This window comes from Staphylococcus sp. HMSC072H03, from assembly GCF_001809305.1.
Taxonomy (GTDB): Bacteria; Bacillota; Bacilli; order Staphylococcales; family Staphylococcaceae; genus Staphylococcus; species Staphylococcus hominis.
In genome coordinates this window covers 157,240-172,299 of sequence record NZ_KV796883.1, presented here as the reverse complement: position 1 = coordinate 172,299, position 15,060 = coordinate 157,240, and the positions used below count along the sequence as shown (strand labels likewise).

The following is a 15,060-nucleotide window of genomic DNA, read 5'->3' as shown; positions in this document are numbered from 1 at the left end:
TTCAGTAAAAATAATATTATTTATACTTATCTTAACAAAAAAGCGAATAAAAAAACAAACGTTTGTTCGCTTACGTTTGCCATCACTTTTTATACATATATAAAAGATGAGACACAAATATAAATTCACTTCTATATTTATGACTCATCTTAATATGTTGACGTATTTTTATTAGATATGTATTAATAATATAAAACAAATGGTATCGTACTGCAATTTTTTTAGCTTAGTCTTGATGTTTGTGTAATTCTAAATTATCAATAATCACATAACCAGCTAGGATAGATACTACATCTAAAAATATAATCCATTCATTATGAAAAAATCCTTTATACACTGAAGCGGCAATTAATATCAATGTTACAATGACGCCTACCCATTTACTTCTGGTAATTACACTGAATAAAATAACTAAGATACATGGAAAGAAGGCAGCTAAAGTATACCATATCATTATATTCACTCATTTCGTCTTCGTCGTTCTAAGATTGACATTGTTGTTTCACGTAGTTCAGCACGAGGAATAAAGTTTTCCGTAAGCATTTCCGGTATAACGTGATCGATAAAATCTTGTACTGAACTTAAATGATCAAACTGCATTATTGTTTCTAGGCTATGTTCATAGATTTCAAAAAACAGATCTTCCGGATTACGTTTTTGAATTTCACCAAACGTTTCATATAATAAATCAATTTTATCAGCTACTGATAAAATTTGGCCTTCTAAAGAATCATCTTTTCCCTCTTGAAGTCTTTTACGATAAATATCTTGGTATGGCTTCGGAATTTCTTCATTAATGAACGTATCTACCATTTCTTCTTCGACTTGGGAAAATAACATTTTTAATTCTCTGCTTGCATATTTAACTGGTGTCTTAATATCCCCTGTAAATACTTCTGCAAAATCATGGTTAAGGGCTTTTTCATACAAACTTTTCCAATCAATTGAATTACCATGATATTCTTCAACTGTTGCTAAGTATTGAGCTATTTTAGTCACTTTAAATGAATGTGCTGCAACATTATGCTCAAAATATTTGAATTTTCCTGGCAATCTTATTAATTTTTCAAGATCAGATAAACGTTTAAAGTATTGATGAACCCCCATAATACGGTTATACCTCCTTATATTATTAAATAGAAATTATACTTGTATTTATTATATCAATCAATCGTTTAGTAAAAATTTTTAATTGTGATAATTTCGTAACTTTTATTTCTTCTTTTAAATAATACATTGCATTATTAATAACTAAAAAACATCAACAAAACATAAGCTTTGTTGATGTTTTAACATTATAAATCCTTTGAAAAATTTAATGTATAAAATTATAACTAGACGAATTATAAATTGTTCTATTTGTAACATCATTGAAATGACCATTCCAATTCATTTCTGAAACGTAAAACGAACCATCATTATTCACACGTTCTACGATACCTACGTGACCATAGTAACCTGCTGATGTTTGGAAAACCGCTCCTACTTCAGGACGATGATCGACCACTAAACCAGCATTTCTAGCTGAGCTTGCCCAATTATTTGCATTTCCCCAATAGCTCCCTACTGAACGTCCTAATTGTTGTCTACGATCAAATGCATAATATGTACAGTTACCAAAATAATAATGATTACCTTGGTTATTTAAAGCGCTATTATTATAATATACTGGTGCACTGACTGTTTCTGTATTGTCATTACTACTAGTAACATATGATGGAGACGCTACATACGGCGCAGTTTCAGCGCTATTATAACTTAATGGTACAGTTTCACTTGAATAAGGCGTAGCATATACACTACTATCACTTATCAAGTGACTTTCTAATGTTGCTGAACCTTTGTCACTTACTGCGATTAAATCACCAGGATGAATTAACGGTTTTACTCCTGGATTAAATGCATATAATTCATCTAATGTTAAATGATGAGCTTTCGCAATTTTGTTTAATGTATCACCAGATTTAACTTCAACAATATCTTTATCAGGTACAACTATTGAAACATCTTTTTCAACTTCATCATTACCTATATGATTTAATTTTTTTATCTCATCTGCAGTTGTAGAAAATTGTTGTGCCACTGCTTCTACATTTGTTTTTTCTTTAACAATGTGTGTTTGTTGTGCATGTGCTAACGTATTTAAACCTGTAATTGCTGCAATTGAAGCAAATGTTACAGTTATTGATTTTTTTAACATGTTGTCATTCCTTTGCTGTAGTGTATTCTTGTTCATTAATACTTTAGCATAAACAACATTAAAAAAGAGGAATGTTAAAACCTTGTAATATAAAGGTTAAATAACACTCCTAAATTAGTTTAAATTGATTAAATTAGTAATATTACAAGTCACGAATTACATTTTAAAGTTAGATTTATTTAGATTTTAAAATTTTATTTTTTATTAATAAACAACTCAATCAATCATTTTGTGACATCGTTTGTCGTAAATAAGCTTCTATAAATGGCGCAATATCTCCATCCATTACTGCATCTACCTTAGCAGTTTCTTCATTTGTACGATGATCTTTTACCATAGAATATGGATGGAATACATACGAACGAATTTGACTACCCCATCCTATTTCTTTTTGTTCACCACGAATTTCTGCCATTTCACGTTCTTGCTCTTCTAACTTCAATTGATATAATTTAGATTTCAACATTTTCATTGCAGCTTCACGGTTCTTGATTTGAGAACGTTCATTTTGGTTATTCACTACAATTCCAGTTGGATGGTGAGTAATACGGATTGCAGACTCTGTTTTATTGATATGTTGTCCACCTGCACCTGATGCTCTAAATGTATCTACTGTAATGTCATCAGGATTAATTTCTATTTCTATTTCATCATTATCAAATTCTGGTATAACATCACAAGAAGCAAATGACGTATGGCGTCTTCCAGATGAATCAAAAGGTGAAATTCTTACAAGTCGATGTACTCCTTTTTCTGCTTTTAAGTAACCGTAGGCATTATGACCTTTAATCAATAATGTGACGCTTTTTACTCCCGCTTCATCACCTGGTAAATAATCGATGGTTTCTACTTTAAAACCTTGTTGTTCACCATATCTTTGGTACATTCTTAATAACATGCTAGCCCAGTCTTGAGATTCGGTCCCTCCAGCACCAGGATGCAACTCTAAAATAGCATTATTTGCATCATGTGGGCCATCTAATAATAATTGTAATTCAAACTGATCGATTTGTTCTCTGAATGTTACAATATCTTGTTCTAAATCTTCTTTGATTTCATCATCATATTCCTCTTGAAGTAATTCCCATGTTGCATCCATATCTTCTAATTTATGGTTGAGTTCATAGTAACCATTAACTATCGATTTTAATGCATTATTTTTATCAATAACATCTTGAGCTTTATTTTGGTTATCCCAAAAGTCCGGTTCTGTCATCATTTCTTCATATTCTTGAATATTTGTTTCTTTATTTTCTAAGTCAAAGAGACCCCCTAATTTGTTCTAAATCATTATTATATTCATCAATATTACGTTTGATTTCTGATAATTCCACTATATATGTCTCCTTTATTTATAAATTCTTTAAATAAAATACGAGATCGTGACAAAAGCTTTTAAATGATAAGCAATATACGTCTCGATCTCGCCTAATTATAATTACTTGATATTAATCTTCTTTACCATGGCAATTTTTATATTTTTTACCACTACCACAAGGACAAGGATCATTACGTCCAATTTTTTCACCTTTTACAATAGGCTGTTTTTTTGCTTTTTCTTTGCCATCTTCAGCAGATACGTGTTGTGCCTTACCAAAATCTGTTGTTTTTTCACGTTCAACTTGTTCGTCTACTTGAATAACAGATTTTAATATATATTTAGACGTATCTTCTTCAATAGCTTGCATCATTAAGTCAAATAACTCGTGTCCTTCATTTTGGTAATCACGAAGTGGATTTTGTTGTGCATATGAACGTAAGTGTATACCTTGGCGTAACTGATCCATTGTATCAATATGGTCAGTCCAATGAGTATCAATAGAACGTAATAAAATCATACGTTCAAATTCAGGCATTTGATCTCCAATTTTTTCTTTTTGGATTTCATAACCTTTTTCAATTTTAGCCCATACCACTTCAAAAATATCTTCAGAATCTTTACCTTTAATTTCTTCTTCAGTTAATTCTCCTTCTTGAATAAACACATCATTAACATAATCTATAAATGGTCCATAATCAGGATTATCATCTTCATCGTTAATATAGTAGTTAATAGCTCTCTGTAAAGTAGTACGCATCATCGCCATAACAATTTCTGAACTATCTTCTGAATCTATAATGCTATTACGTTCATTATAAATAATTTCACGTTGTTTACGTAATACTTCATCATATTCGAGAATTCGTTTACGTGCATCAAAGTTATTTCCTTCAACACGTTTTTGAGCTGACTCAACTGCACGTGAAACCATTTTAGATTCTATTGGCGTTGAATCATCCATACCTAAACGATTCATCATTTTTTGAAGTCTTTCAGAACCAAAACGAACCATTAATTCATCTTGTAATGATAAGTAGAAACGACTATCCCCTTTATCTCCTTGACGACCTGAACGACCACGTAATTGATCATCAATACGACGAGATTCATGTCGTTCAGTACCTATTACGGCAAGGCCACCTATTTCTTCTACGCCTTCACCTAATTTAATGTCTGTTCCACGTCCAGCCATATTAGTAGCAATAGTAACTGCACCTTTTTGTCCTGCATTTGCTACAATTTCAGCTTCTCTTTCATGATTCTTCGCATTTAATACATCATGACGTATACCGCGTTTTTTCAATAAATTTGAAATGTATTCACTTGTTTCTACTGCAACAGTACCTAATAAAACTGGTTGTCCTTGTTTATGTTTTTCAACTACATCGTCTACAACTGCATCAAATTTTCCTTTTTGACTAATATAAATTAAATCAGACTTATCTTGACGTTGAACAGGTTTGTTCGTTGGAATTTGAGTTACTGTCATATTATAGATATTACGGAACTCTTCTTCTTCAGTTTTAGCAGTACCAGTCATTCCAGCTAATTTATTATACATACGGAAGTAGTTTTGGAAAGTAATTGAAGCCATTGTTTTAGATTCATTTTGAATTTTCACGCCTTCTTTAGCTTCAATAGCTTGATGCAATCCTTCAGAAAAACGACGTCCCGGCATTGTACGACCAGTGAATTGATCTACAATTAATACTTCTCCATCTACGACCATATAATCGACATCGCGTTGTAAAGTAACATGTGCTCTTAAAGCAGTATTAATATGACTAATAATATCTACATTTTGAACATCATATAAATTATCGATTTTAAACATTCGTTCTGCTTTATCTGCACCTTGTTCTGTTAAATGAACAGCTTTTGTTTTTTCATCATATTTATAATCTTCATCTGCTTTTAACATCTTAGCAAAAACATTCGCTTGAGTATAAAGAGACGTTGACTTTTCAGCTTCACCTGAAATAATTAACGGTGTTCTTGCTTCATCTATTAAAATAGAGTCAACCTCATCAATAATCGCAAAATGTAATGGTCTCATTACACGTTCTTCCGCATAATTCACCATATTATCTCTTAAGTAATCGAAGCCTAATTCATTATTTGTACTATAAGTAATGTCTTTTGCGTATGCTTCTCGTTTTTCTTCTGTAGATTTACTATTTAGATTTAAACCAACTGTTAAACCTAAAAACTCATATAATTCAGCCATTTCTTCACTTTGAACACTAGATAAGTATTCATTGACTGTAATAACATGAACACCTCGACCTGCTAAAGCATTTAAATACGTTGGCATTGTCGCAGTTAATGTTTTACCTTCACCAGTTCTCATTTCTGCAATATCACCTTTATGAATAGCAATACCACCCATAACCTGAACTTTATAAGGTGACATGTTAAATACACGTTTTGCACCTTCACGTACTAATGCAAATGCTTGCGGCAAAATTTTATCTAAATAGTCATTTTGTTTTTTTACATCTTCAATTGCTTGTGCTTCTTCTTGAAATTGTTTCGTTTTATTTCTGATTTCTTCGTCAGTTAAAATCGCTATTTTTTCCTCTAAAGCAAGTACTTCATCAGCTTTTTTACTTAAACGTTTCACTTCTTTCTTATTGCCGTCAACAATTTTTGATAAAAATCCCATTATGTTCGCTCCTTTAGCTAAAAAAACTGTTTGGCCTACAACAATTTATAATATCATTTATAAGTTCAAATTTATACTTAAATACTCATATAAATGATATGCTTAATTGTGTACAATAATTACTTTTATATTTATACTTTCTTTCTATTTTAAAAAACTTACTATCCCTTTAATTTTTAATTACCTCATTACATTAGCATAGCATGATTATACCGTCCATGAATAAGTGTAAAAGTAGCTAGTCGATAGTAGCTTCATACTTATTCTTCACATTGTACGATACATATAATATTTATTATTCTCTTCTAAATAATAAAAGTACCTGGGACATCAACTTGTCTCAGGTACCTTTAAACAAGGAAGTAGTCATTGACTGAATTGAACACGTGCTTATGTCATGTATTTTCAATTCTAGTCATAGCTCCTCATACTTAACTTTCGCAAAGAACGTCTACATTCAACTATTCAGTTGTTTCAATCAGACCATATTTACCATCTTTACGTCGATACACAATACTTGTACCATCTGTTTCACGATCTGTAAAAATGTAAAAATCATGCCCTAATAAATCCATTTGTAATACTGCTTCTTCAGAATCCATTGGTTTTAAACTAAACTGTTTAGAACGAATAATTTCTATTTCATTCTCATTTGATGATTCTGAAGTATCTTCCACATCCTCATTCACTACTGTTTGTTGCTCAGCAATAAATGGTTCTTGTTCTCCATTATCTCTATTCTTACGATTCACACGCGTTTTGTATTTACGAACTTGACGTTCTAATTTGCTTGTAACTAAATCAATTCCTGCGTATAAATCGTCGTGTCGTTCTTCAGCTCTCAATGTAACATTTTTCAAAGGAATTGTTACCTCGATTTTAGTAGCTGAATTTTGATACGTTTTAACTTTTACATGTGCAACTGCATTTGGCACATTATTAAAATAACGTTCAAGTTTACCAATTTTTTCCTCAATATAGTTGCGGATAGCATCTGTAATAGTGAGGTTATCTCCATGAATTTCAAATCTAATCATAGTTATCTCTCCTTTAACCTCTAATATTGGTAATTCTTACTATTATAATATCATGTTTAAGTCATCTTGAAAACGCAAACACTTTGAATTTTCTGACTTTTTTATTACATAATACACTTCCAGCATAATGAACTGTCAAACCTGTAGTATAGATATCATCAATCAGTAAAATATTTTTATTTGTAATATCTATATTTTCTTTAAGATAGAACGGATTGTCAGCTTTAAATCGTTCTTTTTTTCCAAGTCTTGATTGCTTAGGTCGTGAACGTGTGCCTAATAATTCTATATAGCTTATACCCATTTTGTCCAAAACAGTGGTTACTGGATTAAACGTTCGATGTTCATCTCTTTTATAAGGAGATGGAATAGGGACAATATAATCGTATGACGTTTTAGGCAATGTTAACTTTGAAGCTAAAACCTCAGCTAAATAATAATCTTTCATAAATTTGTAATGATGAATCGTTTCTTTCATTATTCCATCATATTTATAATCACAATACAGTTGTGACATTAGCGTAAATTGCTGATTGAGACATTTACAGTCTAAACATTCATCACCTGTATTTATTTTATAATTAAGACATCTTGTACATCTTTTTTCATCATTGATATCAAGCTTAATGGCTTGCCATTGTTTTTTGCATGTTTCACAAAATTGTTGTGGTGGTTTATAAAAATTAAATATAGATAACTCTTCGTGAATAGAAGTAGCACACTGAATACATTTATTCATCGATCCACCCTCTTTGAATCCCTAATTTATTCATTCTTGTAATATCTTTTTTAGCCATCAACATTGATATACTCACACCTTCATGAAGAAATAATACCATTCCTGTGGGAGCTTCTTGTTTACGTCCAACTCTTCCAGCAATTTGTACTAATGCAGCCTTTTCAAATGTATCTGCATTAATTACGATAACGTCTAATTGAGCCATAGTAAATCCACGTTCTAAAATTGTTGTTGTAAAAACAATTCGATGTTTTCCTTCACGAAGTGCTTTCACTTTTTCAAAACGTAAAGCATCTTCACTTGAAATACATATCAAATCTGAAAATATTTTTTTATAGTATTCGGATATCTTAATCATCTTTTCTATATTATTAAAAAATACTAACGTAAATCTTTTATGTTCAATCTGATTTAATAACATATACTTTAAAAAACTTTGAGTACGATTCATATTTAATTTAAAATATTTAAATTTTGGAACTGGTAATGGGTGTCTATGAAAGCGAGCAGGTAACTGTATAATGCGATGTTTTGGTATTTGACGCAGTAAATGTCTAGGTGGCGTTGCAGTCATATAAATCAATGTAGATAGCGGTTTAGCCGCTTGTTTAATAGCATTTTGTAGATGATGATCCATAGGCAGCGGAAATGCATCAATTTCATCGACAAAAATAACTTCAAAGTGATTTTTAAATCGATATAGTTGATGGATAGTACAAATTACAAAATGTCCGTTATATTGTTGTTTACTTGATTGATGCAATACGTCAATATTTTCTTTCAAAAAAACTTCTTTAATACGCTGGCTAATCTCTACTACTACATCTACTCTTGGAGAGATGATTGCTACATTAAATCCTCTTTCACGTGATAAGCTAATACCCTCATATATCATCTCTGTTTTTCCTGCACCAGTTACCGCATATAATAGTAAGTCTTCACAGTTTTCTATAGCAGATAAGATTTTTTCAGATGCATAACATTGCTGTTCAGATAATTTAAAAGATAATGTATATAATCCCTCTGATTTAACATTTTTACTTTTAATGATTTTATATTCAGTAATATTATCCATTCTTCCTAAATGTATACATTGTCGACAATATATTACTTCTTTATTAAGAATAGAGGAAAAATATTGATAGAAATGAGCACTATCTTCATTACCACATTGAATACACCGATATCCTTTTGAACTCTTTACGATACCTAACGTTTTCTCACTGATTATTTCATCTTTTAATTCTATTTCTGAAGATACTAATCTTCCATAATATTTAATATTTCATCACTTCCTTATTAAAATAAAAAAAGTCTAATCGAAAAGGAGATGGGTACCTTAACCCTCCATGTTCTCACTTTTAACGATTAGACCTTCATCTTATTCGATTACAATTTTTCTTGGGAAATATCCAACTCCGATTCCACCTGAACCTAAATGAGATGCAATGACTGGTCCATATTCACAATATTGAATATTAATGTTTGAATATTTCTCTTTTAATTTAGCACAAAAATCTTTACCCTCTTTTATTTTATCGCCATTAATCACAAACACTGTTACATCATTAATATTTTTCGCAATATCAAGTGCATGTTGTTCTATAGAATTATAAGCTCGCTTACGTGTACGTACTTTTTCTAAAGGATGAATTTTTCCATCTTCTTCAAACTTAAGCACTGGCTTCATTTGTAAAAGTGTTCCAATCCATGCTTGGGCACCAGTAATACGACCACTTTTTTGTAAATTTTTTAAATCATCAACAAATAAGTATGCACCTGTATCTTTACGAATAGACGTTAATTCCTCAATAATTTCGTTAGGGGTTGCTCCGTCTTCAATCAATTTTAATGTATAAATCACATAGCTGCCTTCAATCATAGAAGCTAATCTTGTATCAAATGTGTGGACTTGAATGCCATCTACCATTTCACCTGCTTGTGTTGCTGATTGATAACTACCACTAATCCCACTTGATAAATTAAAGACGATAACATCTGTATAACCTTTATCTCTTAATTCCTCATAGTTCTTTATCCATTCACCAATAGCTGGTTGACTTGTTGTAGGAATTGTTTTAGATGCGGCCATTTTTTTATAAAAAGATTCTTTTGAAAGATCTGGATGTTCAGTAAATGTTTCTCCATCATCAAATGTTACACTCAGTGGTGCAACTGGTATCTGATATTTTTCAATAATATGTTTTGGCAGATTCGCAGTAGAGTCTGTCATTACTGCAATTTTCATAATCGTCCTCCTCAATTAAACTCAACAGTATTATAAATTATTTTAATAAAAAAGGAAATTCATAATCAATTATTTATCTAAAAGAAAACAAACGTGTATAATAAAATTCATATTAATCATATCGTGGAGGTATTTATCAATTGAGTGATCATGTTATTACTATAAAAAAAGAACATATTATTGAAAATACAATTAATAAATCTCGATTTATTGCTCATATCAAACCTGTTTTCTCAGAAGAAGAGGCTAAGATGTTTATAGAAGAAGTAAAACAAACTCATAAAGAAGCAACACATAATTGTTCTGCGTATACTGTTGGCAATCAAATGAATATACAAAAAGCCAACGATGATGGAGAACCAACAGGAACAGCAGGTATTCCTATGCTTGAAATATTAAAAAAACTGGATATTCACAATGCTTGTGTAGTAGTTACTCGGTATTTTGGTGGCATTAAACTTGGCGGTGGCGGATTAATTCGTGCATATAGTGGTGCAGTACGAGATGTGATTTACGATATCGGCCGTGTAGAATTAAGAAATGCTATTCCCACTACTGTTACCATTAATTATGACTTAACAGGTAAATTTGAGTATGAACTTGCTTCAACCTCTTTTTTTCTAAGAGACAAAGTTTACACTGATAAAGTGAGTTATAAGATTGATGTTGTAGAAACAGAATACGACTCATTTATCGAATTTTTAAACCGTAATACAGCAAGTCAATATGATTTAGAAAAAGATACACCTAAGCAATTACCTTTTGATATTGAAACAAATTAATTAAATTACAAAAGCCAGCAAACGCTTAAGATTGCTGGCTTTTGTAAATAAATGAATAAAAGTATTATTTATGGTTTGTCTTATGGCGAGATGCATCGTCATTTTTTTTAGAAATTAAATTAAGAATAGGACGATAACTATCATCTATTAAACCAGTAAATTCAACGATGAGTTCAATTGTGATGACGATTAAGATAAACATTAGTAATACACCTAATGGTTGAGATAAATACAATATAATACTCGATAAACTAAACATAATCGCAATAGAGTATATCAGTAATACTGTTTGACGATGTGTATATCCTAATGCAAGAAGTTTATGATGTAAATGTGATTTATCTGCTTGCATAATGTGTTGACCATTTCTCACTCTTCTAATCATTGCAAATAAGGTATCAATAAATGGTACCGCTAAAATAACAATTGGGAAGAATAAAGAAATAAATGTGATATTTTTAAAACCTAGTAAGGATAAAAAGCCAATAATAAATCCAATCATTAATGCTCCACTATCGCCTAGAAAGATTGTAGCGGGATGGAAATTAAAGAATAAGAAGCCAAGTAATGCGCCAATCAACAAGCTACAAATCATAATGATAAATACATTTCCTTGTAATATAGCTATGAAACCAATGGTAGTTAAACCAATAACTGACACACCTGATGCCAAACCATCTAAACCATCTATTAAATTTATTGCATTTGTTATTGCTACAATCCATATAATTGTAATCGGTATACTTAAAATACCAAAATGAATGGTTGGACCAATTGGAAAAGAAATAAAATCTATGGTAATCCCGTAAAAAACGACAACTGATGCTGCTATAATTTGTCCAATTAATTTTAAAATTGGCTTCAAATCATAAATATCATCAATGATGCCTACAAAATACATAATAATTAAACCAATTACCAAAGGTTTGACTGCTCTCTCTATGGGATGACCTAACCATAAACCAATAAGAAATGAAAGTAGTATGACAGTACCTCCCATGACTGATACTGGTTTTGTATGTACTTTTCTATAGTTAGGTCGATCTACTAAATTAAATTTAAAAGAAACCTTTATTATAATAGGTGTTATTATTAAACTGATTACCAATGTTACAACAATAAGTAATAAAGTATACATCAGTTCACCTTCAATATATTCCTGTTATTTTTTCATCTATACTATTTAAACAATTATTATTAATTTTTTAAATTAGACTATAGTAGTATATATACTTTTTCAATTTTATATATTATTAGTCTATTTATTTTCTTCGTAATAATCTATTCATTAAATAGACCACTTTTAATCATGTATCATAAACTAATTAAAATTAATTGTAAATTTTTTGTAAAGATACGTATTTTTTATATCATATCATTTTGTTATAAATTTGAACATGAAAGTCTATCTGAAATTCATAATATATATTTTATAACAAACAACTTAATGACAAATAGTAAGTTTTCACTTACAATTACTAATGGTTAATTTAAAGGAGTCGATCCCAATATGATTGAAGCAATTATTTACAATATTGCCGTTATGGTAGCTGGAATTTATTTATTCCATCGATTACAATATTCAGAAAATAAAATCATGATATTTTCTAAAGGTTATGTCACAATTTTAATGACTTTGGTGGCATTACTATTAACAGCTTACCCTATTCCTTTTCATCATCAATATCTTATTCGCCTAACTTTCGTCCCGTTACTATTCCTTGGTCGCTATACAAACGTCGGTTACACTTTTATTGCCTCACTTATCATAAGTCTAGTGGATATATTTTTATTCGGAAATTCATTTTTTTATGGCGTCGTTCTTATTATAATAGGTATTATTGTTAGTTTAATTGGGCCGTTTCTTAAAAAAAATGATATTATTGCTTTAATTATTTTAAATGCTATCAGTATTGTTATTATTTTTGTTTTATCTATCTTCACAACTTTATATGATTTAACTGAATTAATTATGCTTATACCTATTTCATTCGTACTAACGATTACTTCTGCTATTACCTTTGTTGATATCTGGCATTTCTTTTCGCTTGTTACACGGTACGAAAACGAGGATAAGTACGATTATTTAACAGGTTTAGGTAATGTAAAAGAATTTGATAGACATTTAAATAAGATTTCTCAAAAAGCCGAAATAGAACATACTAGTCTCGCACTTTTACTCGTTGACATTGACGGATTTAAAGATGTTAATGATACATATACTCATAAAGCAGGAGACGCTGTACTAAAACAAATGTCTCAATTGCTTAAAAATTATGTACCACATCAATTTAAAATCTTCCGTAATGGCGGTGAAGAATTTTCTATCGTTATCTTCGATTATTCTTTAGATCAAAGTGTGAAACTTGCTGAAAATATTAGGATGGCAGTCGAAAAATCTTCGTTCCATTTACCTAATAAGGAAGTTATAAAATTATCTGTATCTATTGGCGTTGGTTATTTATCTCAAGATGAATATAAATCTCAACGTAAAGTATTTAAAGACGCCGATGATATGGTCCATGTAGCTAAAAAAGAAGGTCGTAATCAAGTAATGTTTAATCCTATAATTAAATTATAGACGTTACGATTTAATTTGAGATGGAACGTGGAATTCGAAATGAATTCTGTTGCATCTCTTTTTTATACTCATTTAACATCTATATTATTTATTTGTTATTCTACTTTTAAAATGACTGATTTAGTAATAAAGTATTAATACAAGCGAAGAATATTATAGATATACACGAAAATCATTATATATTTTAATTATTGTGGAGGTGCTTTTATGAATAATTCAATCACTATTATCGATGAAAATAAGGTGATTGATGTTGTGTTAATAGCTGGTCGTATTCTCTTAGAATCTGGAGCTGAAACTTACCGTGTTGAAGACACTATGAATCGAATTGCTCACAGTTATGGTTTAAATGATACATATAGCTTTGTCACATCGACCGCTATCATTTTCTCACTTAATGATCGAACAAATACAAGGCTTATAAGAATTAGAGATCGTACTACAGATTTAGAAAAAATTGCTCTTACAAATAGTCTTTCTAGAAAGATTGCTAAAAATGAGTTAACTATTGATGAAGCTAAATCAGAACTGATTCATCTAAGTAAAGCTTCATTACAATATTCTTTTTTATTGAATTTTTTTGCTGCGGCAATTGCATGTGGCTTTTTCTTACTCATGTTTGGCGGTGTTGTTTCTGATTGCTGGATTGCTATTTTAGCTGGCGGTGCTGCGTTCTTAACTTTTAGCTTTGTCCAGCGTTTCATTCAAATTAAATTCTTTTCTGAATTTGTAGCATCAGCAGTAGTTATTACAATTGCTGTTACATTTACTAAACTAGGCATTGCTACAAATCAAAATATTATAACAATTTCTAGTGTTATGCCCTTAGTACCTGGAATTTTAATTTGTAACGCTATTAGAGATTTAATGGCTGGCGAGCTACTTGCTGGAATGTCTCGTGGTGTAGAAGCTGCACTAACATCATTCGCTATTGGTGCAGGCGTAGCGATTGTTTTATTAATTCTTTAAGAAAGGCTGTTTATGTATGTTATTTTATTTATTTCATTTTGTTATAAGTTTTATTTCGACAGTACTTTTTTCTATTATATTTAACGCTCCTAAACGACTTTTACTTGCTTGTGGATTTGTCGGCGCCTTAGCTTGGACAATTTATCAATATACCGTAGATATGGATTTAGGAAAAGTTGGCGCTGCGTTTTTAGGTAGTTTAATTCTTGGTTTATTAAGTCATGTGATGAGTCGACGCTATAAAAGACCCGTGATTATCTTCATTGTGCCAGGTATAATCCCTCTTGTTCCTGGTGGTACAGCATATGAAGCAACACGATTTTTAGTATCTAATGACTATACTCATGCTGTGAATACATTTCTAGAGGTCACATTAATTTCTGGTTCAATTGCTTTTGGAATATTAGTAGCAGAAATTCTCTATTATATTTACACACGTATTAAGCAATTTTATGGTAAAATCAAAGGAAAAACGTACAGAAAATCTTACAATATGAACAATAGAGTCTAAGGGGATG

At 30.6% G+C, this 15,060-nt stretch carries 14 protein-coding genes; 4 read left to right on the top strand and 10 right to left on the bottom strand.

Annotated features, from left to right (window positions below; all coding sequences use genetic code 11):
• Positions 1–226: 226 nt before the first annotated feature.
• The 9 genes from HMPREF2578_RS06825 to fakB1 all read right to left on the bottom strand — a co-directional run bounded on the left by HMPREF2578_RS06825 (position 227) and on the right by fakB1 (position 10,210).
• Positions 227–454 (bottom strand): CsbA family protein, encoded by a 228-nt coding sequence (locus HMPREF2578_RS06825; RefSeq protein WP_054105326.1) that lies wholly within the window; start codon positions 452–454, stop codon positions 227–229.
• 5 nt (positions 455–459) lie between these two features.
• A complete protein-coding gene (locus HMPREF2578_RS06820; RefSeq protein ID WP_017175923.1) occupies positions 460–1,107 on the bottom strand; it encodes a YfbR-like 5'-deoxynucleotidase in 648 nt (215 codons plus the stop codon).
• A gap of 208 nt (positions 1,108–1,315) precedes the next feature.
• Positions 1,316–2,200, bottom strand: a complete 885-nt coding sequence (locus HMPREF2578_RS06815) for a COG3942 and LysM peptidoglycan-binding domain-containing protein (protein ID WP_049415410.1) — start codon at positions 2,198–2,200, stop codon at positions 1,316–1,318.
• A 220-nt stretch (positions 2,201–2,420) separates the two neighbouring features.
• Positions 2,421–3,534 (bottom strand): peptide chain release factor 2 gene (prfB, locus tag HMPREF2578_RS06810; RefSeq protein WP_100442621.1). Its coding sequence is split into 2 segments (ribosomal slippage): positions 2,421–3,461 and positions 3,463–3,534, totalling 1,113 coding nucleotides; the frame shifts between segments, so codons are not numbered across the junction.
• A 114-nt stretch (positions 3,535–3,648) separates the two neighbouring features.
• A complete protein-coding gene (secA, locus tag HMPREF2578_RS06805) occupies positions 3,649–6,186 on the bottom strand; it encodes a preprotein translocase subunit SecA (RefSeq protein WP_017175926.1) in 2,538 nt (845 codons plus the stop codon).
• Positions 6,187–6,647: 461 nt separating this feature from the next.
• Positions 6,648–7,223: a ribosome hibernation-promoting factor, HPF/YfiA family gene (gene hpf, locus HMPREF2578_RS06800; RefSeq protein WP_017175927.1), complete on the bottom strand. Its 576-nt coding sequence runs from the start codon at positions 7,221–7,223 to the stop codon at positions 6,648–6,650.
• A gap of 61 nt (positions 7,224–7,284) precedes the next feature.
• On the bottom strand, positions 7,285–7,962 hold the full coding sequence (locus tag HMPREF2578_RS06795; RefSeq protein ID WP_017175928.1) for a ComF family protein: 678 nt from the start codon (positions 7,960–7,962) through the stop codon (positions 7,285–7,287).
• Positions 7,955–9,037, bottom strand: coding sequence for a DEAD/DEAH box helicase family protein (locus HMPREF2578_RS06790; RefSeq protein WP_070508332.1), 1,083 nt, complete (start codon positions 9,035–9,037; stop codon positions 7,955–7,957). Before HMPREF2578_RS06790 ends, HMPREF2578_RS06795 begins: the two co-directional genes overlap by 8 nt.
• Before the next feature lie 306 nt (positions 9,038–9,343).
• Positions 9,344–10,210 carry a fatty acid kinase binding subunit FakB1 gene (gene fakB1 / locus HMPREF2578_RS06785; protein WP_017175930.1) on the bottom strand — a complete coding sequence of 289 codons (867 nt, stop codon included), beginning with the start codon at positions 10,208–10,210 and terminating at the stop codon, positions 9,344–9,346.
• A gap of 140 nt (positions 10,211–10,350) precedes the next feature.
• Between fakB1 and HMPREF2578_RS06780 the strand changes: the two genes are divergently transcribed.
• Positions 10,351–10,992 (top strand): YigZ family protein, encoded by a 642-nt coding sequence (locus HMPREF2578_RS06780; RefSeq protein ID WP_017175931.1) that lies wholly within the window; start codon positions 10,351–10,353, stop codon positions 10,990–10,992.
• A gap of 64 nt (positions 10,993–11,056) precedes the next feature.
• On the opposite strand, the gene HMPREF2578_RS06775 is transcribed toward HMPREF2578_RS06780, so the two are convergent.
• On the bottom strand, positions 11,057–12,130 hold the full coding sequence (locus HMPREF2578_RS06775) for a glycosyltransferase family 4 protein (RefSeq protein WP_049418643.1): 1,074 nt from the start codon (positions 12,128–12,130) through the stop codon (positions 11,057–11,059).
• Between the two features lie 372 nt (positions 12,131–12,502).
• On the opposite strand from HMPREF2578_RS06775, the gene HMPREF2578_RS06770 reads away from it, so the two are divergent.
• The 3 genes from HMPREF2578_RS06770 (at position 12,503) to HMPREF2578_RS06760 (ending at position 15,053) form a co-directional block, all read left to right on the top strand.
• Positions 12,503–13,573 (top strand): GGDEF domain-containing protein GdpS, encoded by a 1,071-nt coding sequence (locus tag HMPREF2578_RS06770; protein WP_017175933.1) that lies wholly within the window; start codon positions 12,503–12,505, stop codon positions 13,571–13,573.
• Between the two features lie 207 nt (positions 13,574–13,780).
• Positions 13,781–14,542: a threonine/serine exporter family protein gene (locus tag HMPREF2578_RS06765; protein ID WP_002448186.1), complete on the top strand. Its 762-nt coding sequence runs from the start codon at positions 13,781–13,783 to the stop codon at positions 14,540–14,542.
• A gap of 16 nt (positions 14,543–14,558) precedes the next feature.
• The gene (locus HMPREF2578_RS06760) at positions 14,559–15,053 is read left to right on the top strand and encodes a threonine/serine exporter family protein (RefSeq protein WP_002448047.1); all 495 of its coding nucleotides are present in this window, start codon (positions 14,559–14,561) and stop codon (positions 15,051–15,053) included.
• The last annotated feature ends 7 nt before the right edge of the window (positions 15,054–15,060 follow it).